The 25,277-nt window shown below is 38.1% G+C and carries 26 protein-coding genes; 15 read left to right on the forward strand and 11 right to left on the reverse strand.

What is annotated here, in order from left to right:
- Positions 1-33 precede the first annotated feature (33 nt).
- The gene (locus tag KNQ97_RS08430) at positions 34-1,554 is read left to right on the forward strand and encodes a hypothetical protein (RefSeq protein ID WP_031987410.1); all 1,521 of its coding nucleotides are present in this window, start codon (positions 34-36) and stop codon (positions 1,552-1,554) included.
- On the opposite strand, the gene KNQ97_RS08435 is transcribed toward KNQ97_RS08430, so the two are convergent.
- Both KNQ97_RS08435 and rpiA read right to left on the reverse strand, forming a co-directional pair.
- The gene (locus KNQ97_RS08435) at positions 1,551-2,231 is read right to left on the reverse strand and encodes a SprT family zinc-dependent metalloprotease (protein WP_000110126.1); all 681 of its coding nucleotides are present in this window, start codon (positions 2,229-2,231) and stop codon (positions 1,551-1,553) included. The genes KNQ97_RS08430 and KNQ97_RS08435 overlap by 4 nt on opposite strands.
- Positions 2,231-2,902, reverse strand: a complete 672-nt coding sequence (rpiA, locus tag KNQ97_RS08440) for a ribose-5-phosphate isomerase RpiA (protein ID WP_000061059.1) — start codon at positions 2,900-2,902, stop codon at positions 2,231-2,233. Before rpiA ends, KNQ97_RS08435 begins: the two co-directional genes overlap by 1 nt.
- Positions 2,903-3,003: 101 nt before the next feature.
- On the opposite strand from rpiA, the gene ilvA reads away from it, so the two are divergent.
- From ilvA to KNQ97_RS08455, 3 genes are all read left to right on the forward strand, one after another.
- Positions 3,004-4,551 carry a threonine ammonia-lyase, biosynthetic gene (gene ilvA, locus KNQ97_RS08445; protein WP_001983729.1) on the forward strand — a complete coding sequence of 516 codons (1,548 nt, stop codon included), beginning with the start codon at positions 3,004-3,006 and terminating at the stop codon, positions 4,549-4,551.
- A 144-nt stretch (positions 4,552-4,695) separates the two neighbouring features.
- Positions 4,696-5,346: a TrkA family potassium uptake protein gene (locus tag KNQ97_RS08450; protein ID WP_001983728.1), complete on the forward strand. Its 651-nt coding sequence runs from the start codon at positions 4,696-4,698 to the stop codon at positions 5,344-5,346.
- 18 nt (positions 5,347-5,364) lie between these two features.
- Complete coding sequence (locus KNQ97_RS08455) at positions 5,365-6,702, forward strand: TrkH family potassium uptake protein (protein WP_000053915.1); 1,338 nt, start codon at positions 5,365-5,367, stop codon at positions 6,700-6,702.
- Between the two features lie 41 nt (positions 6,703-6,743).
- On the opposite strand, the gene KNQ97_RS08460 is transcribed toward KNQ97_RS08455, so the two are convergent.
- From KNQ97_RS08460 to KNQ97_RS08470, 3 genes are all read right to left on the reverse strand, one after another.
- Positions 6,744-7,895, reverse strand: coding sequence for a phospholipase A (locus tag KNQ97_RS08460; protein ID WP_253612079.1), 1,152 nt, complete (start codon positions 7,893-7,895; stop codon positions 6,744-6,746).
- A 20-nt stretch (positions 7,896-7,915) separates the two neighbouring features.
- Positions 7,916-10,855 carry an insulinase family protein gene (locus KNQ97_RS08465; protein ID WP_253612080.1) on the reverse strand — a complete coding sequence of 980 codons (2,940 nt, stop codon included), beginning with the start codon at positions 10,853-10,855 and terminating at the stop codon, positions 7,916-7,918.
- Positions 10,856-11,106: 251 nt separating this feature from the next.
- Positions 11,107-13,203 (reverse strand): TonB-dependent siderophore receptor, encoded by a 2,097-nt coding sequence (locus KNQ97_RS08470; RefSeq protein ID WP_253612082.1) that lies wholly within the window; start codon positions 13,201-13,203, stop codon positions 11,107-11,109.
- Positions 13,204-13,442: 239 nt separating this feature from the next.
- On the opposite strand from KNQ97_RS08470, the gene KNQ97_RS08475 reads away from it, so the two are divergent.
- The 8 genes from KNQ97_RS08475 (at position 13,443) to KNQ97_RS08510 (ending at position 19,127) form a co-directional block, all read left to right on the forward strand.
- Positions 13,443-14,447 (forward strand): adenosine kinase, encoded by a 1,005-nt coding sequence (locus KNQ97_RS08475; protein WP_000246666.1) that lies wholly within the window; start codon positions 13,443-13,445, stop codon positions 14,445-14,447.
- A gap of 16 nt (positions 14,448-14,463) precedes the next feature.
- The gene (locus tag KNQ97_RS08480) at positions 14,464-14,772 is read left to right on the forward strand and encodes a Rieske (2Fe-2S) protein (protein ID WP_000134203.1); all 309 of its coding nucleotides are present in this window, start codon (positions 14,464-14,466) and stop codon (positions 14,770-14,772) included.
- Positions 14,773-14,797: 25 nt separating this feature from the next.
- Positions 14,798-15,406, forward strand: coding sequence for an OB-fold-containig protein (locus KNQ97_RS08485; RefSeq protein ID WP_000753036.1), 609 nt, complete (start codon positions 14,798-14,800; stop codon positions 15,404-15,406).
- 383 nt (positions 15,407-15,789) lie between these two features.
- The gene (cydP, locus tag KNQ97_RS08490) at positions 15,790-15,984 is read left to right on the forward strand and encodes a cytochrome oxidase putative small subunit CydP (RefSeq protein ID WP_000053889.1); all 195 of its coding nucleotides are present in this window, start codon (positions 15,790-15,792) and stop codon (positions 15,982-15,984) included.
- A complete protein-coding gene (locus KNQ97_RS08495) occupies positions 15,984-17,570 on the forward strand; it encodes a cytochrome ubiquinol oxidase subunit I (protein ID WP_000622647.1) in 1,587 nt (528 codons plus the stop codon). Before cydP ends, KNQ97_RS08495 begins: the two co-directional genes overlap by 1 nt.
- A complete protein-coding gene (gene cydB, locus KNQ97_RS08500) occupies positions 17,567-18,712 on the forward strand; it encodes a cytochrome d ubiquinol oxidase subunit II (RefSeq protein WP_218666972.1) in 1,146 nt (381 codons plus the stop codon). Before KNQ97_RS08495 ends, cydB begins: the two co-directional genes overlap by 4 nt.
- A 13-nt stretch (positions 18,713-18,725) precedes the next feature.
- Positions 18,726-18,827 carry a cytochrome bd-I oxidase subunit CydX gene (gene cydX / locus KNQ97_RS08505; RefSeq protein ID WP_000270276.1) on the forward strand — a complete coding sequence of 34 codons (102 nt, stop codon included), beginning with the start codon at positions 18,726-18,728 and terminating at the stop codon, positions 18,825-18,827.
- The gene (locus KNQ97_RS08510) at positions 18,828-19,127 is read left to right on the forward strand and encodes a cyd operon YbgE family protein (RefSeq protein WP_086352033.1); all 300 of its coding nucleotides are present in this window, start codon (positions 18,828-18,830) and stop codon (positions 19,125-19,127) included.
- Positions 19,128-19,139: 12 nt separating this feature from the next.
- Here KNQ97_RS08510 and KNQ97_RS08515 read toward each other — a convergent pair whose 3' ends face one another.
- From KNQ97_RS08515 to KNQ97_RS08540, 6 genes are all read right to left on the reverse strand, one after another.
- The gene (locus KNQ97_RS08515; protein ID WP_039208771.1) at positions 19,140-19,664 is read right to left on the reverse strand and encodes a GNAT family N-acetyltransferase; all 525 of its coding nucleotides are present in this window, start codon (positions 19,662-19,664) and stop codon (positions 19,140-19,142) included.
- Between the two features lie 72 nt (positions 19,665-19,736).
- A complete protein-coding gene (locus KNQ97_RS08520) occupies positions 19,737-20,408 on the reverse strand; it encodes a DUF2057 domain-containing protein (protein ID WP_000175347.1) in 672 nt (223 codons plus the stop codon).
- A 224-nt stretch (positions 20,409-20,632) separates the two neighbouring features.
- A complete protein-coding gene (locus tag KNQ97_RS08525) occupies positions 20,633-21,229 on the reverse strand; it encodes a nitroreductase family protein (RefSeq protein WP_000102943.1) in 597 nt (198 codons plus the stop codon).
- Positions 21,230-21,418: 189 nt separating this feature from the next.
- The gene (gene ftsY / locus KNQ97_RS08530; RefSeq protein WP_001187342.1) at positions 21,419-22,525 is read right to left on the reverse strand and encodes a signal recognition particle-docking protein FtsY; all 1,107 of its coding nucleotides are present in this window, start codon (positions 22,523-22,525) and stop codon (positions 21,419-21,421) included.
- Positions 22,526-22,632: 107 nt separating this feature from the next.
- Positions 22,633-22,959, reverse strand: coding sequence for a hypothetical protein (locus KNQ97_RS08535; protein ID WP_000955083.1), 327 nt, complete (start codon positions 22,957-22,959; stop codon positions 22,633-22,635).
- Positions 22,960-23,059: 100 nt separating this feature from the next.
- A complete protein-coding gene (locus KNQ97_RS08540) occupies positions 23,060-23,419 on the reverse strand; it encodes a hypothetical protein (RefSeq protein ID WP_000185571.1) in 360 nt (119 codons plus the stop codon).
- A gap of 215 nt (positions 23,420-23,634) precedes the next feature.
- Between KNQ97_RS08540 and KNQ97_RS08545 the strand changes: the two genes are divergently transcribed.
- From KNQ97_RS08545 to KNQ97_RS08555, 3 genes are all read left to right on the forward strand, one after another.
- On the forward strand, positions 23,635-23,868 hold the full coding sequence (locus KNQ97_RS08545; protein ID WP_000616034.1) for a hypothetical protein: 234 nt from the start codon (positions 23,635-23,637) through the stop codon (positions 23,866-23,868).
- A 435-nt stretch (positions 23,869-24,303) separates the two neighbouring features.
- Positions 24,304-24,678, forward strand: coding sequence for a DUF2750 domain-containing protein (locus tag KNQ97_RS08550; RefSeq protein WP_001087274.1), 375 nt, complete (start codon positions 24,304-24,306; stop codon positions 24,676-24,678).
- Positions 24,679-24,818: 140 nt separating this feature from the next.
- Positions 24,819-25,250, forward strand: a complete 432-nt coding sequence (locus tag KNQ97_RS08555) for a CBS domain-containing protein (RefSeq protein WP_000156920.1) — start codon at positions 24,819-24,821, stop codon at positions 25,248-25,250.
- The last annotated feature ends 27 nt before the right edge of the window (positions 25,251-25,277 follow it).

Raw genomic sequence — 25,277 nt, forward strand, 5'->3', positions numbered from 1 at the left:
AATAAATACCAAATTTATTTTTGGAGAGCTAGGATGCTTGATCAATCAAAAGAAATAAAAGTGTGCACTTATCTCGGCCTCACCACTTTAATTTTAAGTGTAGCCCTTGTTGGGTGTGGTGGTGGTAGCAGTAGCGGAGGTTCATCTAACACGCCTAAACCGTCTGAACCCACTCCTGAAGTCATGACGGATATTACGCTTAAAACCCCTGTCGAAATGCGCAATGTTCAACTCAAGGTATATGATAATACCGACAATAGTATTTTGATTGATACCCAAGTTGCCAGTTTAACGAGTTACGATATTAAACTTCCAAGCACAAAACTAAATCGTCTTTATCGTGTTGAAGTCACGACCCAAGGCTCATCTCAAGTATTTGATCCAACCAAATCTGAATATCAAAATATTTCTGGTGTTTATCACGCTTTTATTACCCCAAGCTCGATAAGCAATAAAACACAATTGATCAGCCCAAGTTCAGAAGCAATTTATCAACGTGCTGTGATTCGTTCAGGTCAGTTGCCTAATGAGACAATTATCCCAACCCGTATTGAACAATTACATGTTGACCTAGCCTCTCAAGATATCTACAGATCTCTTCTTAATGCGTTTAAAGATACCAATATTCCAAGTTTAAGTCCGGCAAGTACGCTTACAATTTTAAATTTATTGAAATACTCAACCACAAAGCCAAGTACTTATGTGGATAGTTATCTAAGCTTTGGTTATCTTCAATATTGGTCAAGCATCCATAATACGAATTCACCTTATCAAGATCTTACCCAAAGTCTCGCTACAGATTTAAAAGATGGATATTTAGACGGCAAAAAACTTATTGGAGACAAAACATCTTTTACCCCTATCTTCACCTCAGCCCCTGATAATATTGATCCAGCAAAAAATACACTTTTAGATATCGCAGCTAATCAAAAGGTAACACGTGATTATTTTGCCACCAATCTAAGAGCAGCCACCTTTAAACTAGCAGATTTGCAAGATCAATCCCATCTAGACCCAATAGGTTATGATCTACTGAACAAGAAACAATATTCGGGGATTATACCTTCTGGTAATACGTCTGAATTTTTCCGTATAGATGGTGCGGGAGATTACCGACGTGCTGTTGGCTTTAGTGGCATTACAGCGACCTGCAATGGATCAGCTTACCCGTGTAAACAAGGTTTAACTAGCATCAATATTTCTGACCCAAAACTACCAGCTACAGACTATTTAGTTGGTCATTATGAAGACAGTACAACAGGCTGCCAACTTAATTTCCGTGCTAATGGTCAAATTGAATTAATTAAAGGCTCTCAAAGCTATCGCTCTGCCTTAAGCGCAGATAGTACAGATAACTTACTGCAAACCGACGCTGCAAGTTATAGTTATTTACTTAACTCAAGTTCATCCGAACCTAACAATTCAACACAGCAATATAATTTTATACAGCTACATATTAAAGCGAACAAGATTGTTAGTGCTCAAGCAGGCCTTGATAGCCGCAAAGCACCAGATGTCTTACAAACAACACAATTAGAGTGTAGCTTTAGCTAAGTTGTAACATACCACCATGCAGGCAATGGATTACCTTTTAATTGTCTGCGATGCTGCATATAGTTAGGGTCGAACTTTGCAACTTCGGCCCAAAATGCAGGACTATGGTCGAAGTGTTTGGTGTGTGCTAATTCATGAATGCAAACATAACGGGTAATTTGAGCAGGCATAAGAACCAGACCTGCATGCAGCATAATATTATGTTGACTACTGCAACTTCCCCAACGAGTTTTAGGACGCCGGATTGCACACTCTGCATAACTCAGCCGAGTTTTTTGGCTAAGCTCTGACAAAAGTACTGGCAACTCTTGTTTTGCATAAGCAATAACAGCGTTTTGTAAAGCTTGATAGGGTTGTTGATCTTTAATAAATAAATAACTATTTTCCCAATCAAATTGAAAAATGCGATGTTGCTTCTGCACAACAATTTGAAAAGGCTGTTCTCTATTAAAAAAAGAAATTTCTGAAGGAATTTCAAACGAGGTAGATTGAACGTGGTGCTGTTTATTCCACGTCTCGATTAACCATTGTTCAGACTGAGCTAAAAACTGCTGAATTTGTTTCTTACTACAAAATAACGGCACAGTAAGTCGTATAGACGCAGGCTCAACACGTAAGCGCAATTTTCTTGCCCTTACGTGACGAACAATTTTAATTTCTGGCATTTCCACAGACATTACTGTGCAGTACGCTCTTCAATACCATCATTTGTTGCAACAATTGCAATCGTTGCTGGATTTAACGCAAAAATACCGTTAGTCACAACGCCCGGAATATTATTAATTGTCTTTTCCAAATCAATTGCATTTAAGATGTTCAAATTAAATACATCTAAAATAACGTTTCCGTTATCTGTTACCACACCTTCACGATAAACCGGATCACCCCCTAAGCTTACCAATTTACGAGCTACAGCAGAACGCGCCATTGGAATCACTTCTACAGGTAATGGGAAATCACGACCAAGTTGATCAACCCATTTTGAATCATCAACGATACATACAAACTTTTTAGCAATTGAGGCTACAATTTTTTCACGAGTTAATGCTGCGCCGCCGCCTTTAATCATATGCATGTGACGATCAATCTCATCTGCACCATCAACATAAGCATCAAGGCTACCCACATGGTTCATATCAACCACTTCTATGCCTAATTTTTTAAGACGATCTGCTGTTGCTTGAGAACTTGCTACTGCTGCTTCTAATTGTAGTTCAGGCAATAAATCAATCAGGAAATTTACAGTACTTCCAGTTCCTACCCCCAAAATGCCACCTTTGGGTAAGTGTTTTAAAGCAGCTTTCGCAGCAGCTTGTTTCTTTTCATCTTGGGTTGCATATAGGCTCATTACATCACTCAACTATTTTTTGACATTTATGCGCCAATAAACGGCGCAAATGCACAAGGGTTTGCTACAATAATTTCCTATTTTAAACTGTTATAGGGAAGATGAACATGCTGTCTCGTGTGGTACGACAAATTTTACAAGCAACGGTTTATGATGTTGCAATTGAAACACCTCTCGAAGCAGCTCCACGAATTAGTCAAAAATTAAACAACACAATTCGTTTTAAGCGTGAAGATTTACAACCAGTTTTTTCTTTTAAATTACGCGGTGCCTATAACCGTATTAGCCAATTACCGAAAGAACAACTTGAACGTGGCGTCATTTGCGCATCTGCCGGCAACCATGCGCAAGGTGTAGCATTGTCTGGTCAACGTTTAGGTATTCCTGCAATTATTGTTATGCCAAGTACTACCCCTGACATTAAAGTTCAGGCAGTGAAGCGTTTGGGTGGCCAAGTTGTATTGCATGGCGATAGTTTTGATATTGCAAACAAATACGCTCAGCAACGTGCCGAAGCTGAAGGATTAGTTTTTATTCCACCTTATGACGACGAGTTGGTTATTGCGGGCCAAGGCACAATTGCGAATGAAATTTTACGCCAATGGCGTGATGTAGAATATGTTTTCGTTGCTGTTGGTGGTGGCGGCCTAATTGCTGGCGTAGCAGCTTACTTGGGTGATGTTGCACCGCATGTCAAAGTCATCGGTGTTGAATATGAAGAGTCAGCTTGTTTAAAAGCAGCGCTAGAAGCAAATGAACGTGTAGTCCTACCCCACGTAGGCTTATTTGCTGATGGTACAGCAGTTGCTCAAATTGGTGCCTTACCTTTTGATATCGTTCGTCTACGCAAATCAGATAATTCTGGACCAATTGTTGAACCAGATATTGTTACTGTAAATACAGATGAGATCTGTGCTGCAATTAAAGATACTTTTGATGAAAACCGCAGCATCGTTGAACCGTCTGGTGCAATGGCCCTAGCTGGTATCAAAAAATATGTTGCCGAGCATAAAATTAGCGGCAAAAACATGGTCTCGATTGTTTGCGGCGCCAACATGAACTTTGACCGCTTACGTTACATTGCAGAGCGCACCGAATTGGGTGAACAACGTGAAGCCATTTATGCAGTTACTCTTTCTGAAGAAAAAGGCGCATTCTTAGGCTTCTGCCGTGCTCTACAGGGCCGTAACATTACCGAGTTTAACTACCGTGCAAATAACACAGAAGAAGCACAAGTTTTTGTGGGTATTAGCTTAAAAGGTGGTGACACTGAACGTCATGAAATTTTAGAACAACTTAAACAGCAAAATTATGTTGTAGATGATTTATCTGATGATGAAGTTGCCAAATTGCATATTCGTTACTTGATTGGTGGTCATGCCAATCTGGATGACGAAAGATTGTTCCGTGTTGAGTTTCCGGAACGTCCGGGTGCCTTACTCACCTTCTTAACTCGTTTAGGTCCAACCCACAATATTACGCTATTCCATTATCGTAACCACGGCGCTGCCGAAGGTCGTGTCCTAGTTGGCTTACAAGCAACAGATGCTAAACAAAACCCAGATGGTTTAATTGAAACTCTGGAGCAAATTAGCTATCCATATGCAGAAATTACTGACAATGTGGGCTATAAACGTTTCTTGAAGTAACCTTTCATTTTGAGAAAAAAGCCGGCAAATATGTCGGCTTTTTTATCATTTAAGCTTATTATTTTTTATATTTACATTGCTTCTCTTTATCTCAAAGAAAATATCATTAAAAATAAAGCCCTAACTAAGTATAAAAGGACAACTATGGCACAGTTCGCGGTCATCGGCTTGGGAAGTTTTGGGGCAACTGTTGCTCAGGAACTTACGAGATTAAACCATGATGTTATTGGTATTGATACAGTCAAAAAGAATGTTGAGAATCTTGCCGATGTTTTAACTCATGCTGTCATTGCTGATGCTACAGATGAACATGTATTGGATGAATTAAACATTCAAAATTGTGATGCAGTGGTTGTAGCAATTGGTGAAGATATTGAAGCCAGTATTTTATGTGTGCTGAATTTAAAAAATCTGGGCATTGATAAAATTTGGGTAAAAGCAAAAACCAAAGCACATCATACGATCTTATCTCATCTAAATATCAATAAAATCATTCATCCTGAAGAAGACATGGGGGTACGTGTTGCCCAAGCACTAAACTACCCAATGGTGAGCCGTTACATGTCTTTAGATGATGAGCACTATATTGTAAAAATTGATATTCCAGAGAAGTTAAACGGCATTAATTTGTACGGAATTATGCAGCAAGCCCCTCAAGTAAAAACGCTTCTTGTAAAAAGACAACAGCAGATTTTATTTGAAACCGAAGAGACTTTTACTTTACAAACGCATGATATTCTTATTTTAGAAGGTCATTTACAGCAGCTAAAAAAACTCTCAAATTGTTTCATATAAGAAAACGAACCAGAAAATATGTCTCTTAAGCCTAAACCGCATAAAACACTAAATTTAAGCCCACCTTCTCTGTTAGCACTGGGCTTTCTGGGCTTTATTGTCTTTGGCACATTATTGCTTAAACTTCCCATTGCCAATAACGGACATGTTAGTTGGATGGATGCTCTATTTACGGCGACCTCGGCAGTCACTATTACAGGTCTATCCGTTTTAAATATTCATGAATCTTTTACACTTTTCGGACAGGTCATTATTTTATTATTGATTCAGTCAGGTGGTTTGGGTTTTATGACTTTTGCTATTTTGGCAGCATTAAGTTTATCTCCTAAAGTTGGCCTTAAACAGCAAATGATGGCTCAAGATAGCCTTGGGCAGACTAGTCTTTCAAAGGTTACTTTTGTGGCAAAAGGTGTTGTTACTTACACACTTCTTTTTGAACTGATTGGAACAGTGATCTTAACTACCGCATTTACACCGATTTATGGCTTTGCTCGAGGACTGTATTATGCAGTTTTCTATAGTATCTCATCATTTAACAATGCGGGTTTTTCACTATTTAGCAACAGTTTAGTTAACTTCCAAAGCAACTACCTTATATGTATTACGATTAGTTTGCTCTATACATTAGGTGGACTGGGATTTTTAGTCCTCATGGATATCAAACAAAATAAAAAATGGAAAAAACTTAGCCCAAATAGCAAACTCATCCTAACAACTATTGCGATTATTAATTTGGTTGCCTTTGTATTAATTTGGGTTTTGGAAGCACAAAATCCTCATACCTTAGGTCTGCTCAATGTAGGTGATCAAGCTTTAAATGCATGGTTTCAAGCGACTGTTCCACGTTCTTCAGGTTTCAATACTATTGATACCGGAGCAATGACCAACAGTAGTTCTTTACTTATGATGCTACTCATGTTCATCGGTGGAGGTTCACTCAGTACTGCTGGAGGTATAAAAGTCGGCACCTTTATCATATTAGTTTTAAGTGTACTTTCCTTTTTAAGACGTACCGATGAAATCAGGGTTTTCAATCACTCCGTTTCTCACGAAACTACTTATAAAGCCTTAGCTGTCACCGCAATTACCAGTATTCTCATATTTATCGGGTTCTTTATTCTTTTACTTTTAGAACCTAAAGCAGACTTTATGAACTTATTATTTGAAGTCGTTTCAGCAGCCTGTACGGTAGGCCTTTCTCGCGGTATCACGCCAGATTTACACAATGGTAGTTTATTTATTTTAAGCTTACTTATGTTTGCAGGCCGTTTAGGCCCCTTAACACTCGCCTATTTAATTGCTACTCCTAAAAAAAGCCGTCTCAAACATCCTCAAGCCAATATCCAAATTGGTTAATAAAAAAGCCGCTGTAAAAGCGGCATTTTTATAGGTCAAACTTAGTACCAGTTCATGAGTGAAACACCCAAACCGGCATAAGTTGCACGATGGTTATAGTCAATTAAGCTCTCCCCATAACCATTAAATAATTGGAAGTGTCCGCGCAGCTTGCCACTAATCGGGAAAGCCCAGTCAAACTGAACAGCACCATGAGAATCATCACCACCTTTTAAAGAGTGACGTAGCATTAATGAGAAGTCATTTTGCTTCCACTTATAAAAAGCAGTTAAATCACCACGACCGATGTAATCTTCAATATCTGGATTGTTATCATCTTTGCTGTCTTCTTCAATGCGTATCCATGGACGAAGCATTAAAGCAAAGTTACCGCGTTCTAAACCCACATTAAAGATGACACGGTTCCAACTACGAGATAAAGGATCTGAACGTCCATTTGATTGGTGATTTAAAGTTACCCCAAGCAACCGACCATCTAAGCCAAGCAACTCATAGTTTGTTCTAAACATTAAACTTGCTTCTGGCTCATAGTTCGTTTCACGGAATGGACGAGACTCTTCAGCATTAAAGGTCTGCCAACGTGAAGATTGGGTATAACCTACCCACAAGTCACCATTGTTGCCAAAAATATTTTCCCAAGCTTTCGTTTTCAAAGAAATCTGAAATTTACTTTCAGTTGATTTAAGGTTTTGGGCCTCTGTCACCGTATTATTTGGATTGGGACTGCTTGGAAACTCATTTTTATCGCTCGTCCAGAAAACTGGTAGCAAGTAAACAGGTTGATAAGCACGAATATTCCAAACACCCAGTTTGCTTTTTTCAGACAACTCCCAACGTTGATCTAGTAAAGACGTAGTAGGTTCAAGTGTAGGTGCCTTACCAATTACTTTGATATTACTTACCTTATCTACAACCTTTTCTTTAAATGTTTCAGGTTGAACAACAGGTTTATCAATTTTTTTAACAGGCTCTGGTACTACCGCGGCTTGAACAACCGGTAAAGCCGATGGTTTAAACACAGCATCATAACAAGCTAGGCGATCAGCATTCGAAGCAAGGGCAACACATGCATCTACACTCGCAGGTTTTACAGGGGCTAAGGTGTCGGCATATGCCACCGACGCACATAAACAGCTAAGCAGGGTTCCCATACTTAGCTGTAAAGATGTGCGTTCAAATTGTCTGAACGCCATGTTCATCTCCAATTTTTATTTTAATTAACTTGTTTGATCGTAAAGCCCAGTTGTTGCAATTCATCACGTTTTGCAAAAGGTGCAACGACAGCTTTTACAGGTGTTTGTTCAATTAAATATTGACGTGCAACACGTTTTAAATCTTCTAAAGTTACATGCAATAATCTTTCACGTAATGTACGACGGAAAGTCGGAGTTCTTGCATGCAACAATGCATAACACGCTGTTATTGCTTCACCTGCTGGTGAACCAGGTTTGTCCATACTTGCCACCAGACCAAGAATTGCTTCTTCAAGCTGATGAGGTTGTTGCTCTGTGTTTAACAACCATTGCACGCTCGCTTCAAAATCTTTAAAAGTCTCAGCTAAGCGTGGGTCACGGTAACTAAAGAAACGGAATGAACATGCATTTCCATCATAACTAGCACCACCACCATAAGCACCACCTTTTTCACGGATAGCACTGTGCAAGAAACCATTACGCAAGTAAGCTGCCAATACCATTAGAGGTGCCGCATCTGGATGAGATACTTCCACAGCTTGATATGCAGAGGCACAGAACTGAACATTGGTTTGAATTAACCAAGCTTCATGTTCATTATCATTTTCTTGCTCAACTTGGGTTAACTCAGCCGCTGCTGTATCAACGTTTAATTTATCCCAAACATTTTGTATTTCTTCAACTAAACGCTCTGACTGATGCTCTTCACATACGAGCAGGAATTGTTTAGGTGCTTGCAATAATTTTGTATGAATATGCTTCAATTCAGCAATAAGCGCATCATAAGCAGCATCATCTTGGGTAATTTTAGTAACAAGCTCGCCTAACCAGTTCAACGCACCTAAGCCAGTGTTTTGATAGTCGCGTTGAGCTAATGCACTCATATTACGAGAAGCAATCTGCATTGCATAACTATGACCAGCACCAGATAAACGAGACTGCCAACGTGTCTTACGTTGCTGCAATAACTCAATGATTCGCTCTTTTTCATCAAAACGAAGTTGTTCAAATGCTAATTTTAATAAATGAATCGCATCGAACTTCTGAGTTAAAGATTTAGTTGTTAAAGTTAACCAAGCACTAATTTTGTCTTTATCATCAACCTTACTGCGTAACGAAGCACCCATTCCCAAACCACCACTTACAGCTGTTTGTAAGTTCTGGAGTTCAAGGTAGTCATACTCACCTGCACCAACTTCACCCATTAAAATAGAGAGCAAATTGAAGTAAGGTGATTTCACCACATCATCAGGAATCTGAATGAGGACTTGTTGATAGTAAATACCATTCGTTCCGGCATGATACAAATTCAACGGCGTATCCATTCGATTACAGATAATTTCACGCAATTGACCTTGTACAATATGCAAGTCAGCTGGCACGTCTTCTAGACCTACTTTTGGCAACAGTTCAAGATTATCTGGTGTATCTTGGCGTTCTTGCAACGCCTTAGTTTTAGCGATGATCTCTGCTTTATCTTCTTCAGTTAGCTTTTCACCAATCGCAGCTAAACGTGCTTTTTCAGCTTCTTGTTCTTTCGCTGACTTGGTTGCATCCGGTACTAAAGTCATTTGCACGCGGTGCGGATTATCCAATAAATGCGTTTGAATCAGGTTAGATAACCACATTGGGTCTTGGAGTTCTTCTTTGACCTGAGCAATGGCACTATCAACATCCCAAATTTGAATCGGATCGTTATGGTGAATCGCACCACTTAACCCATTTAAAATTAGGCTTAAGCCATATGGTGTACCATCACCATTAATTTCACGTTGGTGTAACTCGATTTGATGCAAAATTGCATCAACTAACGATGAGTCAATTGGTTTTGCAGCTACTTCACGTAAAACGTTTAAAACTCCATCTCTAAAGCTCTCTGCATGCTCTGGATTTGAACCTTGAACACCACAATAGAACGTCATTTCAAAGTTACTATCGTCTACCCCCATTAAAGGACCAGTCGACTGAGCATAGCCACAAGTTTCTAAATAATGACGAAGTGGTGAAGCTGAGTTTTCGAGTAAAACGCCTTCTACTAATCGCATACCCAGACGAAGTTTAATGTCACTCGCCTGAGGTAATAACCACGACAATACATGGTAAGTTTTGTCCTTTAACTTATCGCCATCAACAGCATAAGTTTCAGTGACTTCAACAGGTGCCGTTAAGCGTTTTTCTGGTTTCGAATATAAAGTTGTACCAGCAGTGAACTTATGTAGAGCCAATTTTTCAAATTGCTCTTGTAATTCATAGGCGGTTTGGTTACCAAAAGTCATAAATACCGCATTACTCGGATGATAATGGGTTTTATAAAATTCAACCAATTGTTCATACGTTAAGTCAGGAATGTCTTTTGGATCGCCGCCTGAGTTGTAGTGATAAGTGGTTTCAGGGAATAGATGATGAGCCAACTGATGATAGAGCTGATCAGAAGGCGCACTCATTGCACCTTTCATTTCATTGAACACTACGCCTTTGTATACAGGCTGACCATTTTCAAGTTCAATACGGATACCTTCCTGAGCAAAATCCAGAGGATTCAAATTTGCCGAGAAAGCAGCATCAAGATAAACAGATAATAAGTTTTGGAAATCTTTCTTATTTTGAGTTGCAAATGGATATGCAGTCCAATCTGCTGCTGTAAACGCGTTCATAAAAGTATTTAATGAACGGCGTATCATTAAGAAGAATGGATCACGAACAGGAAACTTTTCAGAGCCACATAAAGCAGTATGCTCTAAAATATGTGCAGTTCCTTTAGAGTCCATAGGTTGTGTTCTGAACGCAACAAGAAATACATTTTCATCATAATCAGTTGCCAAGTGATAATGCACCGCACCTGTGACTTTATGCTTATATTCAGACACTAAAATATCTAATGCTTCAACATGGTGCTGACGTAGCAACTGAAACGCAGGGTGAACAGTTTGAGAAATGGTTTCAGTGACATCTACAGTCATGTGATCTCCTAACATATCGGATAAGTGAATAAGTCTCATTATAGCCTGAGTCGGCTTGAGAATGGCGAATAAAAGCCAAGCAAAACACTATGTTTTTGTTAAGTATTAGTTTTCATAGCCATAGCTTTAATATCAAGCACATAGCTCGCGTCGTTGTATCCTATCAGAACAAAACTTTTTAATACTATCTATATCCTACACGACAAATAAAAAAGCTCATCGAAATGATGAGCTTTTTAGAGTTTTTTTAATTAAAAACGATAGCGAAGTGCAACTTGAGCATTTAAAGGATCGCCCATCATGTTCGAATCATTTGCTCCACTATGACCTGACACAAAATAATCGCGATCAAACAAGTTATTTAGGTTCAAGTTCACATCATAACGTTCACTTTGATAACCTAACGCCGCATTTACAACTGCATATCCCGGTAAAACGTTTTTGTTGTCTGGCGCACTAAAACGTGATGATTCACCACGACCACCCACAGCTGCATACCAATGATCATTAATTTGATATTTTAACCATAAGTTAGCAGTATTGTTTGGCGTGAGCGCAGAATGATTGCCTGTAAAACCAATAGCCGATTTTTCAATCTTACCATCCATATACGAATAACCGGCCAATACTGACAATTGATCGGTCAACTGACCTGTTAATGAAAGCTCAACACCTTTGGTTTTTTGCTCACCTGCTAACAATGCTTGATTTGGGTTTGCTGGATCTTGGTTTTGAATATTAGTTTGACTCATCTCAAACAAAGCCAAGGTTACATTCAACTGATCATTTACATCCCACTTTGCACCGATTTCATAGTTTTCAGTTTTTGTTGGCCTTAAGTCATCACTGTTTTGATAAAAAACAAATGAATCAGCCAAAGGTTGGAAAGAGCGGTTATAAGAAGTATAAAGTGAGATATTATTTACTGGCTGGTAGACCACTCCAATTCGTGGAGAATAAGTATTGTCAGTACGGTTTAAATCTAAATTCGTACTCGTTTTATCATCACGATTTTGCGATAGATTGTCATAACGTAAACCCACTAAAACTTTAAGCTGATCTGTCACTGTCATTAGATCTTGCAGATACACGCCGTAGTTTTCAAAAGTATTGCTATTGTTATTACGTGCAGTTGTAGTTCCTGTATTAATAGGCGCCCAATACTCTAATTTAGGATTATATAAATCAGTAGTTGTTTTAGCACCTTGCCAAAGTATCTCATCTTTATGCTGCTTGCTATATTCAGCACCAATTAAGGTATTGTGCTTTAAAAAACCTGTATTAAATAAAGCGCTCAACTCTTGTTGAACATACACACCATCTTCATTACGTAAGCGTTTATTCTGGGTTAAAGTAATTTTTGACTTATCAGCAGCTGGATGTGAATCTACACTATATTGACGGTCTAATGAATAGTTATAGTGGCGAACTGCACCATGATACTTAAAATTATCATTAAACTCATGGTCTAAGCTGATAGTTTGGCTTGAGATTTCAGTGTCAACATCCCCAACCTCTTTACCATTTAAAGCGCCATAAAAAGTTTTAGGATTTGTTTTAACAGGTTTACCTGTAATCGGGTCTGTTGGGAAACCTTGATCTGCCAAACGGTTATCATGCAAATAGTCGGCCTGAAGTAAAAGTTTGGTTTTATCAGTAACATCCCACTGTACAGATGGAGCAACCGCTTGACGTTTTAAAAAAGCCTGATCACGGTAACCATCTGAATCTTCAACTGCACCAGTTAGACGAACCTTAACATTCTCTGCGACTTTTTCATTTACATCGACTTCTGCGCGGCGTTGCCCTGTTGTACTACCAATCAGGCTCACTTCACGCAAAGATTGATCCATTGGTTTTTTATTAATCTTGTTAACTAAACCACCTGCTGAACCACGTCCATATAATACCGAAGCAGGTCCTTTTAAAACTTCGATCCGCTCTACATTCGACATATCGCGAAAATACAATGCGTCATCGCGAATACCATCTACATAGTTATCGGTGATTGCTGAGAAACCACGAATCATGACCTGATCACGTTGTCCATCTCCTACACTAAAGCTTAAACCTGCAACGTTTTGCAAGGCACCTTGCATAGAGGTAACTGTCTGTTCTCTTAAAACTTGTTTAGGTACAACGTTTACAATTTGAGGGACATCTTTTAATTGCATAAGTCCTTTAGTTGCACTTGATGCTTGCCCTACTTCTTGTTTTAAACTGATTTCCTTATCAGCTTTGACTGAAATTGTTGGAAGGTTGGTTAATGCCTGTTGATCTGCTTCTAGAGCATATACATGGCTTGTCATAACCCCAACTGATGAAATAAATAAAACTGAACGCTTCATATAAGTTCGCTACGAAAAATTTCAGGCGAAGTTTCAATGAAACAGTATAGATTTGTAAATATTAGCAAGAATCATTATTAATTGATAATATTTATTAAAAAGATTATTTCAATTGCTTAGGCAAACAATAAAACTCTGCTAGCCGCTGAATAACCTGAATTTTATTCAACAAACTACAGCAAATGTGAGCAATGGTGTAAACTTATCGATCTGATTTTTTTTATTCTGTGACAACACATATGGCAACTGTAGATCTTTTTGCAATTGGTAATGCATTAATCGACCAAGAATTTAAAGTTTCTGATGATTTTCTTAGTCAGCAAGGCTTACAAAAAGGCACCATGCAGTTGTCTGATGGTGAAACACAATCTGCCCTTTATGAAAAATTAAAACAAACTCAAGATTACAAAGGTCAAGCAAGTGGCGGTTCTGCTGCAAATACAACTGTGGCATTTAGTGCATTAGGTGGTAGCGCATTTTATGGTTGCCGCGTTGGTCATGATGAATTAGGTGGAATTTACCTGCAAGGGCTAAATGATGCAGGCATCCAGACTACACCAAAGTCCATCAGTGAAGGTGTGACCGGTACCTGTATGGTCCTGATTAGCCCAGATTCTGAGCGTACTATGCATACCTATTTAGGTATTACCGCTGAGCTCTCTCAAGACCAAATCGATTTTGAACCATTAAAAACAGCAAAATGGCTTTATATTGAAGGCTATCTTTCTACAAGTGAAACAGCACGTAAAGCGGTAAAACAAGCTAGAGAAATTGCAAAAGCTCACGGCGTTAAAATTGCCCTATCTTTATCAGATCCTGCAATGGTTCAATACGCTCGTGAAGGCCTAGAAGAGCTTATGGATGATGGTGTGGATTTATTGTTCTGTAATGAACAAGAAGCCTTAATGTATACCAATACCACTACTGTTGAAGATGCACTTACTCAATTACGTTTTAAAAACCATACTGTTGTGATTACACAAAGTGCAAAAGGTGCTCTAGTTGCAAATCCAACTCACCATTTTCACGTTGCAGGCCGTCATGTTGAAGCTGTAGATACAAATGGTGCGGGTGATGCTTTTGCAGGTGCCTTCCTCTACGCATTAAACCATCATGAAGATTTAACTGCTGCTGCACAGTTAGCCATCTTAATTTCAAGTGAAGTCGTGTCTCAATTTGGTCCTCGTTTAGCCATTAATGACTATGCTAAACTTCTCGAAAATTTTCAGAAGGAATGTGCTTGAAATGGAAAGGATCTGTATGACGGAAGAAGTTCCTGAGCGTGAAGCTAGAGCTTTTGACACTTTACAAGGAACTACTATTTTCATTACACAGCGTGATGGCTCTTTCTACGCCTATCAGAATTTATGCCCACATTTGCAAACCGAACTTGAATATCTAGAAAACCAATTTCTAGATCAAGACCAAGAATATATCCAATGCTCAACCCACGGTGCTTTATTTAACGTGGAGACTGGTGAATGTATTTCAGGCCCTTGTTTAGGTGAGTTTTTAAATAAAGTTGAGATTAAGGTACATTCAGATGGCGGTATTTATATCGTAGACTGAGATCATCAACATTAGAGTTTCTACCATGGCTGATTTCTTTTTTAATTATTATCTTATGCCATTTCATTTAAGTGTTGTGGCTTTGATATTGCTCAGCGTGGTAGAAACTATTGGTATGTATGTTGGTTTACGACCAAGCCAGCTATTAAAAAAAATTGCGCCAGTTTGGCTTACCAATTCCCCTTTGCTCAATGTTAAATTTTCTAAAGCTCTAATTTTTGTTTTTTTACTCATCAATTTCAGTTTTGCCGGTTATTTTTTACAGCTTTCTTTCTTTGCTATACAGCATTACTTTATCACGCCGTTTTACTTAATCATTCCTGCACTGGTCATCGCAATTTTCTTTACCGTGTTTATGATTCACTGCCTTGATCAAGTCATTAAACCCAAGCTTACACATACCAACTATAACCTTTTAGGGCGTCTAGCAACTATTTCCAGTGGTAGTGCAAGACCTGGTTTTTCAGCGCAAGCTCGTGTACGTGATGAGTTCGGACAACTGCACTATGTCCAGGTTGAACCTGAGTATGGTGAGTTAGAACTATATTCACAAGTCATTCTCATCAAAGTGCATAAAAGCCATTATGTTGCCAAGAAAATTTCTGTTTCGAATGACCTTTTCGCGCCTGATTAATTATTAATAATTCTTCTCGTCTTTAATTGCTTTTTAAAAGGTTTAATTATTGCCTTTATTTTACTGTTATTTTAATTGAATATTAAACCAACCATTTTAGTTAGAAATAAAAAATACTTTATTATACCCAACCTTTTTAATCAGAATTAAATATAAATCAAACTATTTTAATCAACTCAATATTTTTATTTACAAGTGTTTTAGTTGGATTTAATAATTAATTCAAACTATTTTAGTCAGATATTTTATCAATAATTATTTAAATTATTAACCACATGATTTTTATTAAAAAAATAATTAAGTTTTTATTTAAAATATATTTATTGTTTATTTTTAATATATTTTGATTAATAATGAAATTAATATGTATCGAGGTTTATTTTATGAGCCTTAAAAATCTAGATATTAACTCCCGATTAATTAGAGAAATCGCAATTATTCTAATAATTAAAGTCGCGCTTCTCTTAACAATCAAACATATTTGGTTTGACGCTCCCACTATCCCCAAAAATTTTGACAATCAGGTCGCCGAGCATATTGCAGGCGATAACTCTTCCCACATTAAGGAGACACGTTGATGATTTCTGAAAGCGTGGTTGATCTTTCGCGGTTCCAATTTGCCATGACCGCAATGTATCACTTTCTTTTCGTACCTTTGACCCTAGGCCTTGCGTTTATTCTGGCTATTATGGAAACCACTTACGTTATATCTGGTAAAGAGATTTACAAGGATATGACTAAGTTTTGGGGAAAACTATTTGGTATTAACTTTGCCTTAGGTGTAACTACAGGCTTAACCATGGAGTTCCAATTCGGAACAAACTGGGCATATTACTCTCATTATGTAGGGGATATATTCGGTGCACCATTAGCAATTGAAGGCTTAATGGCATTCTTCCTTGAGTCTACATTTATCGGTCTATTCTTTTTTGGATGGGACCGCTTAAGTAAAGTTCAACATCTAGGAGTAACTTGGTTAGTTGCCCTAGGTTCTAACATGTCAGCGCTCTGGATTTTAGTTGCGAATGGCTGGATGCAAAACCCTGTAGGTGCAGCATTTAACTTCGAAACTATGCGTATGGAGCTTGTTGATTTCGGCGCACTTATTTTCAACCCGGTTGCACAGGTTAAATTTGTACATACTGTTTCTGCCGGATATGTAACAGGTGCGATTTTCGTACTCGCCATTTCAAGCTACTATCTACTTAAAAAACGTGACCTTCCCTTCGCACGTCGTTCATTTGCAATTGCTGCCATTTTTGGGCTTGCTTCTACACTTTCAGTAATTTTACTCGGTGACGAGTCGGGTTATGAGCTAGGTGATGTTCAAAAAACTAAACTCGCTGCAATTGAAGCCGAATGGGATACTCATCCTGCTCCTGCTCCGTTTACTTTGTTTGGTGTACCAAACCATGAAGAAATGCGAACAGATTATGCAGTTAAAATTCCATACGCATTAGGCCTCATCGCCACTCGTTCAACTACGAAAGAAGTCACTGGTTTGAAAGACTTAATGCAACAGCACGAAGTTCGTATTCGTAACGGTATGCTTGCTTATGCTGAGCTTGAAAAATTACGTGCTGGTGATCGCTCACCAGAGTTATTAGCTTCATTTGAGAAAAATCAAAAAGACTTAGGCTACGGTCTACTTCTTAAGAAATATGCTCCGAATGTAGTCGATGCAAGCGAGCAGCACATTCAAGCAGCGGTAAAAGATACTATTCCGAATGTTACAGCTCTGTTTTTCTCTTTCCGTGCAATGGTTGCTTCTGGCTTCTTAATGCTACTTCTTTTCATTTTAGCAACTTGGGCAGTAGCGAAAAGAAATGCTGAGAATAAACCTTGGCTACTTAAATATGCATTATTTGCCCTACCACTTCCGTGGATTGCCGCACAAACTGGTTGGTATGTAGCAGAGGGCGGCCGTCAGCCGTGGTCTATTGGTGAAATTTTACCTACGCACTTATCAGCTTCAAGTTTAAGTACGGGCGATGTGTGGGGCTCAATTCTCGCTCTAGCAGCGTTCTATACCGTACTTTTGATTATTGAAATGTACTTAATGATTAAGTTTGCTCGCTTAGGTCCAAGCTCACTTCACACTGGTAAATACCATTTTGAAAAACAAGAGCCAAAAGCAGCTGTTAATGGGGAGGCTTTATCATGATTGAATATGAACTCCTAAAAATCATATGGTGGGTGTTAGTTGGAGTCCTACTCATTGGATTTGCCCTAACCGATGGTTTTGATATGGGCTCAATGGCACTCATGCCTTTTGTTGGTAAAACTGATAACGAACGCCGTGCTGCTATTAATACGATCGCACCCCATTGGGATGGTAATCAGGTCTGGTTTATCACTGCTGGTGGCGCGCTATTTGCAGCTTGGCCAATGGTATACTCGGTCGCATTTTCCGGAATGTATTGGGCCTTATTACTTGTGCTATTTGCCCTGTTCTTACGTCCTGTAGGTTTTGACTATCGTTCTAAACTTGAAAATACCCAATGGCGCAACTCTTGGGACTGGGGACTTTGTATTGGTGGTGCCGTACCAGCGCTTGTTTTTGGTGTTGCCTTTGGTAATTTATTCTTAGGTATTCCTTTTAGTTTAGACAGTACATTACGCTCGGAATATTCCGGTAGCTTCTTTGCTCTTCTTAACCCATTTGCTTTAGTTTGCGGTATTGTCAGCCTTTCTATGTTGTGTGCTCATGGCGGTGCTTGGCTTATGCTACGCACAGACGGTGACTTGAAACAACGCTCTGCTAAAGCAACTCAAATTATGGCAGCCATATTTTTAGTTTGTTTCCTTGTAATTGGGGCATGGTTGTACTTCGGTCAAGTCCCAGGTTATAGCTATGCTGCTGCAGTTGATCCAAACGCAGCACTTAACCCTTTAGCCAAAGAAGTAGTCACAAACAACAACCCAGGCTGGATGAATAACTACAGCAGCTATCCGATTACAAAAGTAGCTCCTGTACTGGCAATTTTAGGGGCAATTATTGCCTTCTTTACAGCATCAAAAGCCAAAGCGGGTTTAAGTTTTGCTGGCACAAGCTTAATGATTGTAGGTGCAATTTTAACTGCCGGTTTTGCACTCTTCCCATTTCTATTGCCATCGAGTGTTAATCCAAACTCTAGCTTAACAATGTGGGATGCTGTATCAAGTCATCGTACTTTAGGGGTTATGACTGTTGCTGCATGCATATTCGTTCCAATCATTTTGATCTACACCAGTTGGTCGTATTACAAAATGTGGGGCGTTATTACTAATAAACATATCGAGTCAAACTCGCATAGCCTGTACTAATAAGGAGAAGCAAATGTGGTATTTCGCATGGATTCTTGGGATTTTGATGGCATGTTTCGCGGGTGTATTGAGCGCTCTTTATATCGAACATCATCAAAATTTAGATGAGGAATAAATCATGGCAACCGCAATGACAGCATCAAATCAACGAAAAGCTCAAGCATTCGCAATGGCCATTTCATTTCTGTTGGCATTGCCGCTTGCTGTAATTTTACTGGTGCATCCTTCCCTCATGTTAGATGCAAACGGACACTACAATCATAGCCAGCTTATGCTGGTGATGGTGGGTATTTCCGGAGGCTTCATTTATGGGGTGGGTTTTGTACCGCGCTTCTGGTTATGGAAATGGTTGTTTAGTCCATGGATAGCTTGGCCTCTCATGCTTTTAGGCTATTACATCTGGTTTCTAACCTAAACAAAAAGGACCTCATTTGAGGTCCTTTTTCATTTCAATTAGTTTAATTGGTATAAGTGGTAATCCAACATTTGCGTCAAGCGGATATGGTTCATGATTACCTGTTTTTATATATCCGCGTCTTTCATAATAAGCAATTAACTCTGAACGCACATTTAAAACATACATGATTGCGCTGTCCAATTCAGGTACTTTGTGTAAAGCAAATTGTTCAGCGTACTCCAAAACAGAACGTCCTATTTTCATATTCTGAACATGCGGATCTGTACAAAATGTTCCTATCTCAACTGTATTGCTGTGAAATGTAAGACCAATACATGTAACAACTTTTGAAGAATCTATTTCTCCAATTAATAATACTGAATTAGGTAATTCTAATTGTTGTTTCAATTGCTCTTTATTAATACGTTGCCCTTTTACATATTCAACTTCAGTAGTCCAGCTTCTACCTTGTTGTTCTCTATACGACTGATTAATCAACTCTACTAGTGTTGGGATGTCACTAAATTCTGCTAAACGGAAATTTAATTTGATCATAAATATACTTAGGCTATTTAAAATATTCTAAAAATAAAGCCGATATTAAATCGGCTTTATTTTGAATAGCAATTAATTCGACTGCTCAGCTAACCAAGCCATAAACTTTTGACGCTCTGCTTTAGAAGATTTTTTCCAAATTTCTGCCAAACGCTGATCATTAGTTTGTGCTACACCAGTAGCAGGCATAGTTGTTGCAACAGGCGCATTAGCTTGAGTCGTGGTAGGTTTTGCAGCAGCATACACAGCGTCAGGTTGTTGTTTAGATGATTTAGTCGTGAAATCAGTAACCTTACCTAGCAATCCCGATGCAAACCACGGTCTTGCCTCATTATTGGCACCAGTTTGTTGAACAATTAACTCATTATTTGAATTATATAAAGCCACTGTAGGTTGCTCAGCATATTTTTTGGCTTGTTCAAATTGTTTTGGAGCATCTACCATTGCAAGCTTATAAGTTTGACCATCTTTGAGCGCTGGAGTTTGAATGGTAACCACTCCTGACTTAACAATATCGTGTTCGCCACTTAAATGCTCAAAATATTCTTGATAACGTACACTTAGGCTTGTCTCACCAGCATCGACTTTATAATTATTTTTAGAAGAACGGAATAATCCAGAGTTGACTTCCTGACCATTCACCGCAAGGATTACGATTTCCTCTGGCGCTGTAATTGTAACTGCTGAAAATACTGAACCGCTGAGTAATAAACCCATCGCAGCGACACTTAATCTTAAAGTCATCTGTTCACGTCTCTGTAATATTTAATAGTTTGTAAAAACATGAGCAATATGCAATATGATTATGACGATTTTATGACAACCTCCTGTTTACGAAGCTGCCTCTCAAGCTTTTAAAATATTTTTTGAATTCTAATAAACACCTATTTTATTGATTATTAATTTCCAACTAACTTTAAAAGCATAAAAAAAGAGTACCCTCTAGGTACTCTTTTCATCCACTCAATTTAGTTGAATGTTTTAAAACGATCTTCATCGCTAATAAATGCTTTTTCACCAGCTGGTGCTTCAACAGAACCAAATACAAGTTGAGCACGTAATTTCCAAGTTGCTGGAACATCAAATGCTTCAGCAGCATCAGCATCAACAATCGGGTTATAATGCTGTAACGATGCGCCTAAACCAAGTTCTGAAAGCGCAGTCCAAGTCGCAAACTGAGCAATTGCACTTGAATGTTCAGACCAAACTGGGAAGTTATCTGCATATAATTCAAATTGCTCTTGCAAGCTTTTAACAACAGCTTGATCTTCATAAAATAGTACTGTACCAACACCAGCAACGAAGCTATCAATCTTTGCATTTGTACCGGCAAAGGCATCTGCAGGAACAATTTTACGTAATGCTTCACGGACTAAATTCCAAAATTTAGCATGTGATTCACCATAAAGAGTAACAACACGTGAAGATTGAGAGTTGAACGCTGATGGGCTATGTTTAACCGCTTCACGAATAGTTTCTTCAATTTTTGTGCGATCTAATGCAACATTTTTACCAATTGCATAAATAGTACGACGGTTTTTAATTTTATCTAAGAAAGTAGACATTTTTTATTTCCTACCTATTTAATTGACCAGGGGCCGTTGTTTGGGAATGAATATAGTCTATGGAACTCATTTCTTATAATCAGCATTAAAAATATGACAGTTCGTTTTATTTTCGCAACAATAAAAAAAGATATGGATATAAAAAAACCTCACTATTTTGTGAGGTTTTTCTTAAGTCTTGGCTAAGAATTATTTTTCAGTTTCAAATAGTGCTGCAACAAACGATTTCGCCGAGAATGGTCTTAAATCATCAATTTTTTCACCCACACCAATGAAACGAATTGGCACATGAGTACGACTAGCAATATTAAATAATACTCCACCTTTTGCTGTACCATCCAACTTAGTAATGGTAATACCTGTTAAACCGACAGCCTGGTCAAATTCTTGTACTTGGTTGATTGCATTTTGTCCAGTACCCGCATCTACAACCAACATAATTTCATGAGGCGCTGTTGCATCAATTTTTTGCATAACACGCTTAACTTTCTTAAGCTCTTCCATCAAATTACTTTTGTTATGCAAACGGCCCGCAGTATCTGCAATCAGTACATCAATACCTTTAGCTCGCGCACTTTCAAAAGCATCAAAAATAACTGATGCACTATCGGCACCATGACCTTGAGCAACTACAGCAATATCGTTACGCTCACCCCAGATTTGCAATTGTTCAGTAGCAGCAGCACGGAATGTATCACCTGCCGCCAACATCACTTTTTTGCCTTCACCTTGTAAACGCTTCGCTAATTTACCAATTGTTGTCGTTTTTCCAACACCATTTACCCCAACCATTAAAATCACATAAGGTGATTTATTAGGGTCAATATGCAAAGGCTTCACACGTGGAGCAAGCAAAGCAACCAACTCTTCTTGCAAGGCTTTATAAAGTGAATGTGAATAGATCAAATCACCACGAGCAGTACGTTCAGTTAAGTTGGTAATAATCGTTTTTGTTGCATCAACACCAATATCTGCAACTAATAATTGCTCTTCGACTTCTTCAAGCAACTCATCATCAATTTCTTTCCCACCAATTAAGATATTAACCATCCCATCGGTGAAATTACGACGAGTTTTGCTCAAGCCTTCTTTCATTCGCCCAAAGAAACCAGATTTTGGTTGCTCAGGTTCTGTAGAAGGTGCAGCCTCGACCACTTCTTCAGCTTTTACTTCTTGCTTAACAGGTGACTCAACGATAGGAACATCGATAGCAGGTAAATTAGGCAATGTGACATCGTCATCCCCGATCTCAGCATCTATCAAGAATTTATTTTGCATATTCGATTGTTGTTGCATGCCGATTCCTTGAAAAGCAGCGTGTTAAAAAACGGAAAGTTTAGCATAAATTCAAATTTTTGCCTGCTTCAATAGCGTGCAAAACCTTTTTGAAATAAAGACAATACTTATTGAGTATCTTCTTGCGCTAATGCAGGATATTGCTTGATATGATTATGTTCAAACTGATAAGCATGCATTAACTTTAAATACTCTGCTCTATGAATTTCTGATTGAGCCATAATCAACTCGGCCATATCTTGAGTTCTTGGATAAGTAGCCTGTCGAGAAAGTTGCACAATTCGTTGATACTGTTCTGAATTCACAGGACGTAGTAATGCCAAATAAGACAGCATAAAAATACAGCCAATGATAATAATCACAACCAGATTAAAACATTGATCTGCCTTTAACTCAGACTTTAATTTAAGAAAATTTTCTTTGAATGTGAGCATGACCTACCTCTAATGAATGTAGTGTAGGGTTCAATGCACTTCAGCACAAGGTCAAAATCCAGTAAGGCTATTATTCTTTAACCTTACTGGATGACAATTGCTAGCCCATTAAGGAACGAATTACAGAGAAGTATAAAATTGCAGCAATAATAACTAATACTAATAGCATAGCAAAAATACTTAAACCTTCTTCTGCATCTGCTGGGTGCAATTCATCTTCATCTGCAATTTTTCTAAGTTCACCATCATAAACTTGATAGAACCAAGCTTTTTGATTAGGGTCTAATTGACGAGCATAGTCGAAAACCCGTTTCCTTTGTGCTAAACAATAATCCCCTAAATGTATTTCTTGATGGAAAATTGCTTCGTCTAATAATTTACGATGGTAATGGGCAAGTTCTATGATTTGCTCCTCTTTAGGAGGATTATCAAAAACAAAGCCATCAATAGTATTTGTCATAGTTATTCTCCTTGTCTTTTATTCTCATATTGATTTTACTCAAAATTATTTGTGAATAATGTTTAATCATGTATCCTAATAGTGAACTAATTGATGCTTCTCAATAGTTGACAAATCCATTAATTTGTAATATTAGTTTAACAATTCTAAGTTAAATTAGTTCAAAGGCAGTGGCCTTTAGAAAAAGTAATCATAATTACAATAAGGAGTTTTATATGATTCAACGTATCTCTCATCATGATTTAGAACATGTATACGCAACTGCGGTTAACACAATTCAGTCTCAAATGAATTTCCAAGATGCAGTTGCACAGTTAGAAGAAGTTGCTCGTGCTGGTCACGGTAAAGCTGCTTTGTTCTTAGCAGAACTATACTACCAAGGTTTCCGTGTTGAACGTGATTCCATGAAAGCACAATACTGGCAGAAACTAGCCACGATGCAAGCATAAAGAAACGTCACTTAGGTGGCGTTTTTTTATGTCTGTAAAAAATTCAATATAAATTAACCATAACTATGTTCATCTTGCGCTTCGCCAAAGCTTTAGCCGCTTTGTCTTGCTCAGGTGGCGTTTTTTTATACCTGTAAAAAGTTCAATACAAATTAACCATAACTTCGTTCATCTTGCGCTTTGTCAAAGCTTTAGCTGCTTTGTCTTGCTCAGGTGGCATTTTTTTATACCTATACAAAACCAAAATTACCTATTTATCTAAAGCCTTACTTCGCCACTTCAGTCGTGACTTAGAAAGTCCCCCTTATCCAGCATTTATTTGTATAGATATTTCTACTCATCAATATTTGTTTACGATTTGACACCTGTTTAAACTGAAATGTCATGTGGTTCTCTTATAATAAGCAGGACAAGTTGAAAACCTTTAAATTTAAAATGAACAGTTTAAGTAATCTACAACCGGTTTCTAAAGACTTGATGATCAAGATTTATATTTTAAGAACCATGATGTACTGCGGGGTTCTGTGGGGACTATTTGATGAAGGCTGGGCCATTAAATCAGATCAGGAAGATTTTATTTTTCCGTTCTGGCTAAATGGAGTACAAGCACATCGATACGCCAAAACTCACTGGCCCAATTACAAGCCAAGAAAAATTACCCCAAAAGACTTCCATGAATCTTTATTACCTACTTTAACACGGTTAAAAGTCACTCCTGCTTTATTTAACTCATCTCATCGCAAGTTGAAGTTATCTACACAGCAAATGCATCATTTCTTTTTTAATCATCCAAAATGGCAGGTAGCTTAAAGTTTCTTTGAGCTACCCAAGATAGCGTGCTTTTTGAACGCTTAAGCATAAAACTTATATTTGAATGACTAGCAAGTCTTTGCATTTTTCAAAAATCGAGCTAATTTAAATCAAAATGATAAAACAACAGGACAGAAGAAATGACTATCGTTGCACAAGTAATTAAGAACAAATCTGAACAAGCCATTTTTACAATTTCACCCGAAGCAACTGTCCTCGAAGCAATTACGATTATGGCTGAAAAAGGTATTGGTGCTTTAGTCGTAGCAGAAGGTGAACAAGTTGTTGGAATATTATCTGAACGCGATTACACACGAAAAGTAACGCTTATGGAGCGCTCATCTTATAGCACTACTGTTGCTGAAATTATGACAGCAAAAGTGATTACGGTAGGTTTAAATAATACGGTTGAAGAATGTTTACAGCTCATGACTGATCGTCATTTACGTCACTTACCTGTATTAGATAATGGAAAATTGGTTGGTTTCATTTCAATTGGTGACTTGGTTAAAGCCGCAATGGAAGACCAGAAAGTTTTGATTGAACAATTAAAACAATATATTTCAGGCTAAATAGAAAAAATAAAAATGGGCGATTAA

Origin of the sequence: Acinetobacter sp. UC24323 (assembly GCF_024151445.1) — a bacterium.
Taxonomy (GTDB): Bacteria; Pseudomonadota; Gammaproteobacteria; order Pseudomonadales; family Moraxellaceae; genus Acinetobacter; species Acinetobacter baumannii.